Consider the following 1,576-nt stretch of genomic DNA (forward strand, 5'->3'; position numbering starts at 1 on the left):
CTCCATATGCTGATAATTCTTTTGCTATATCATCTATATCACTACCAAGTAATACAGCAGTTAAATCCACTTTTAATTTATCTGCTAATTCTCTTCCTTTTCCAAGTAGTTCCAATGCTACTTTTTGTAGTTCTCCGTCTCTCTGCTCAGCAAATACCCATACGCCTTTGTAATCTGCTATGTTCATTCAAAGTCCCTCCTATAATATTAAATTACATGTTTTTCTTTTAATTTTGAAATTGCATATGTTACTGCTTCTTTTACAGGTTTATTTATAACTTCTCCTGCTCCTTTTGCTTCTTTTGTAGCTGATCTCTTAACTTTTGTTGGTGAACCCTTAAGTCCAAGACGTTCTTTCTCAACTTCCAAGTCATCAGCACTCCATACTTTTACTTCTTTATTAAATGTTTCAAATATATTCTTCATTCCCATATATCTTGGTTCATTTAATTCTTTTATAGCAGTTAACAATACAGGCGTATTAACTTTTACCGTTTCATATCCATCTTCCCAAGCTTTTTTAACCGTTAGTGTATTTCCATTCACATCAACTTTTTCTACATAAGTTATCTGTGGTATACTCAAAAATTCTGCTATTTCAGGTCCAACTTGAGCAGTATCTCCATCTATTGCCTGTCTTCCGGCAAAGATTACATCATAATCCAATTTTTTAAGTGCTCCTGAAAGTGCATAAGCTGTAGCACAAGTATCTGCTCCTGCAAATGCCCTATCGGAAATTAAAATTGCTTCATCAGCACCCATGGCTAGAGATTCTCTAAGTGCACTCTCTGCCTGTGGAGGTCCCATACTTATTACTGTAACTTTTCCACCCACTTTATCTCTCATTACAAGTGATTCTTCAAGTGCATTCTTGTCATCTGGATTTATTATTGATGGAACACCTTCTCTTATCAATGTCCCTGTCTTTGGGTCTATTTTTACTTCATTTGTGTCTGGTACTTGTTTTAAACAAACAACTATATTCATTATGATGTGCTCCTCCTATCTAAATATGCTTCCGGAAATAACCATTCTTTGTACCTCTGAAGTTCCCTCATATATCTCAGTTATCTTTGCATCTCTCATCATTCTCTCTACTGGATAATCCTTGGTATATCCATATCCACCAAACAATTGAACAACCTTAGTTGTAGTTTCCATAGCAACATCTGCAGCCATCAATTTAGCCTTTGCCGCATCTACTGTATATGGAACATGCGCGTCTTTATTTAATGCTGCTTTGTAAACAAGATATCTTGCCGCATCTATTTTGGTTGCAAGATCAGCAACAACCCAACCTAATCCCTGGAACTTGAAAATTGATCTTCCAAATTGTTTTCTTTCTTTCATATATTCAACGGCCTCCTCCAAAGCTCCTTCTGCTATACCTAGAGCCTGAGCTGCTATACCAATTCTTCCTCCATCAAGAGTTTTCATTGCTATGCCAAAGCCTTTTCCTTCTTTTCCTACCAAATTCTCTTTTGGAACTATGCAATCTTCAAATATAAGTTCAGTAGTTGATGATGCTCTTATACCCATTTTATTTTCAAGCTTTCCAATTGAAAAACCTTTCATA

General features: G+C 35.8%; 2 protein-coding genes and 1 pseudogene. All 3 read right to left on the minus strand.

Annotation, left to right across the window (positions count from 1 at the left end; all coding sequences use genetic code 11):
• A pseudogene (locus KM800_RS14995) lies at positions 1-187 on the minus strand (electron transfer flavoprotein subunit alpha); the annotation flags it as partial.
• A gap of 20 nt (positions 188-207) precedes the next feature.
• Complete coding sequence (locus KM800_RS15000) at positions 208-987, minus strand: electron transfer flavoprotein subunit beta/FixA family protein (RefSeq protein ID WP_217813807.1); 780 nt, start codon at positions 985-987, stop codon at positions 208-210.
• 15 nt (positions 988-1,002) lie between these two features.
• Positions 1,003-1,576 (minus strand): acyl-CoA dehydrogenase family protein (locus tag KM800_RS15005; RefSeq protein WP_303396677.1); only part of this gene is annotated, 574 nt, incomplete at its 5' end.

Origin of the sequence: Clostridium tyrobutyricum (genome assembly GCF_019144085.1) — a bacterium.
Classification (GTDB): domain Bacteria; phylum Bacillota; class Clostridia; order Clostridiales; family Clostridiaceae; genus Clostridium_B; species Clostridium_B tyrobutyricum_A.

What these genes read in the sequence shown, in the direction of transcription:
- KM800_RS15000 (WP_217813807.1), bottom strand. Translation starts at nt 987, where the DNA reads ATGAATATAGTTGTTTGTTTAAAACAAGTACCAGACACAAATGAAGTA.